Raw genomic sequence first — 2,391 nt, forward strand, 5'->3', positions numbered from 1 at the left:
AATAGAGAAGAGCTAGAAAAAACAGTAAGAAAACTGTTAAATGAAGGAGAATTAATAATTCATTGGAATAGAAAGATAAAAAATAAAGGCAATGCCATTAATGCAATGTAGATGCGTCTTAGCTTACCAGCTTGGCCAAAGATACCGATATTAAGCGTAGAATATATGCAGAAAACGGAATTCCCGAATATTGGATTGCCGATCTACAGCAACACCGATTATTGATTTTCCGCACCCCGCAAAATGGCGATTATCAAGACCAGCAAATCATAACCGCAGGAGAAATCGCCCCTTTAGCCTTCCAAAACATCTCCATTTCCGTCCCTCGTCTTTTGCATTAATCATTGATAATTGAAAATTAATAATTAAAAAATGGCAGACGCGATCGCAATTTATCCTGGGAGCTTCGATCCCATTACGTTAGGACACCTTGACATTATCGAACGCGGAAGCCAACTATTTACAAAGGTTATTGTTGCCGTACTCTGCAATCCTAGCAAAAAACCGCTCTTTTCCATAGAAGAACGCATCGCACAAATTCGCACTTGTACCCAACAGCTAGATCGGGTAGAAGTAGACAACTTTAGCGGCTTAAGCGTAGACTATGCCAAGCAAAAGAAAGCCAAAATTTTGCTTCGGGGTTTGCGCGTTCTTTCCGACTTCGAGAAAGAACTGCAAATGGCTCATACGAATAAAACCCTGAGACAGGATATCGAAACTGTTTTTTTAACCACGTCTACCGAGTATAGTTTCTTAAGTAGTAGCGTGGTCAAAGAAATTGCCCAATTTGGCGGTACAATCGATCACCTCGTTCCCCCAAATGTTGCCAGAGAACTCTATCGATGCTACAACAAGGCTGATGCTACAACAAGAAGACCCCCGAAGTAATGCCGAATATCGCGAACAGGAAGGATTCGATCGCGCTCGAGTCTTAGGATTTGATATTCAAGCCGAACTCAACCGCTTGGAAGAATTGATCTTAGATAATCCTCGTATTCCCTTCACTCGCAAAACCATTGTCGATGAAGAACAATTGCTCGATCGCCTCGATGTGGTGCGGATAAACCTTCCTACAGCCTTTGAGGAAGCAATGGAGGTGGTGCGTCAAAAAGAAGAAATTCTCTTGCAAGCGGAAGAATACGCCCAAGAGATGATCGAATTGGCCAAACAGCAAGCCGCCCAATTTTTAGATGAATTGGGGCTGGTGCGCCAAGCAGAAACCGAAGCCGCCCAAATTCGTCAAGCCGTGCGCCAAGAGTGCGAAGACCTTCAGCAGCAAACCCTCGCGGAGATAGAGCAAATGCGAATGCAGGCGGTGCAAGAACTCGAACAGATGCGCCAGATCGCGATCGCCGAATGTGAAGAAATTCAAGATGGAGCCGACGAATATGCTGACGCGGTACTGCTGCGGATCGAACAGCAATTGGGGGAAATGCTCAGGGTTATTCGCAACGGTAGACAACAATTACACGGTAACTTCGCCGAACCCAACCGAGAAGAAAATTCAACCATGCCAGGAGCATCCTGATAGTTCAGTTAACGGTTAACATAGCAATAGTTGCAGAGTAGCCCAAGAATACGCTGTCAACTTTCGGACTGGGTTATTAGGGGTGGAGATATGACCGAGATTAAAGCAAGTCAGGAAAATAATGGCTCAAAAAAACAGTTAAGTGCCAACGAGTACATTGCTGTCTCGGATTTAATGGATATTCTTTCCGATCTAAGCAATGGGAAAACTCGTCCCCTACTTCCCCCGGAACCCAAAGCAATTCAAGGTTCTCGGGGTTCTCTCGCCTCTCTTCCCCCCAAAGCTCCCCCCCCTCCTATTACTCCCTCTCCTGACCTCTCTCCCTCCTCTCGCGGTGCAGCCCTAGATGTGGAAACCACCGCATTATCGACTACTCAGCCGGAAGAAAAGACGATCTCGGAGTTAGCGCGGGAATTATGGGAACTTAAATTAGTCGCTCTTTCCGATAATGACTATTACAATCGCCAATTAGGTCGCTTGAAAAATCGCTTTTTGTGGTTGGCGGGTTTATCGGTAGGAACGATCGTCACCTTGGGCATTGTTTTGGGCTGGCTGGGGGCAAATCTCAAACAGACGCAAACCCAACTGGCAAATTATGAAGGAGGGGTTGAGATTAATCGCGCGCGTCTCGATCGCCTCGAGGGAAATGCCTTGGAAAGTATTGAAACTTCCCTGCGATCGCTACAAGCACAGATTCCGGAAACTCTCGAAACCGATCTGGAAACCACCCAAGAAGATATTACCGCCCTTAAAGTTCAATTGCGAGAAATGGAATTAAAATTAGCTGCCCACGATAAAGCTCTTTCTGTCCTCGTCAGCGCTTTGCAAGGGGTTGTAAGGTAGGGTGTGGGGAGTGTGGGGGG

Annotated in this window: 4 protein-coding genes; all 4 read left to right on the plus strand. The window is 46.0% G+C overall.

Annotated elements, in window-relative coordinates:
- Nucleotides 1-131 precede the first annotated feature (131 nt).
- The 4 genes from VB714_RS15300 to VB714_RS15315 all read left to right on the plus strand — a co-directional run bounded on the left by VB714_RS15300 (nt 132) and on the right by VB714_RS15315 (nt 2,371).
- Nucleotides 132-341, plus strand: a complete 210-nt coding sequence (locus VB714_RS15300) for a Uma2 family endonuclease (protein ID WP_323225487.1) — start codon at nt 132-134, stop codon at nt 339-341.
- A 31-nt stretch (nt 342-372) separates the two neighbouring features.
- Nucleotides 373-888: a pantetheine-phosphate adenylyltransferase gene (gene coaD, locus VB714_RS15305; RefSeq protein WP_323225488.1), complete on the plus strand. Its 516-nt coding sequence runs from the start codon at nt 373-375 to the stop codon at nt 886-888.
- Entirely contained in the window at nt 860-1,528 is a 669-nt protein-coding gene (locus tag VB714_RS15310) for a hypothetical protein (RefSeq protein ID WP_323225490.1), read from the plus strand. The genes coaD and VB714_RS15310 overlap by 29 nt, the downstream gene beginning before the upstream one ends.
- A gap of 90 nt (nt 1,529-1,618) precedes the next feature.
- Entirely contained in the window at nt 1,619-2,371 is a 753-nt protein-coding gene (locus VB714_RS15315) for a hypothetical protein (RefSeq protein WP_323225491.1), read from the plus strand.
- The last annotated feature ends 20 nt before the right edge of the window (nt 2,372-2,391 follow it).

The organism is Spirulina sp. 06S082, from assembly GCF_034932145.1.
In the GTDB taxonomy this organism is placed as follows: Bacteria; Cyanobacteriota; Cyanobacteriia; order Cyanobacteriales; family Spirulinaceae; genus CCY15215.

Coding starts and splice junctions, on each gene's coding strand:
- coaD (WP_323225488.1), top strand. CDS start 373: ATGGCAGACGCGATCGCAATTTATCCTGGGAGCTTCGATCCCATTACG.
- VB714_RS15310 (WP_323225490.1), top strand. CDS start 860: ATGCTACAACAAGAAGACCCCCGAAGTAATGCCGAATATCGCGAACAG.
- VB714_RS15315 (WP_323225491.1), top strand. CDS start 1,619: ATGACCGAGATTAAAGCAAGTCAGGAAAATAATGGCTCAAAAAAACAG.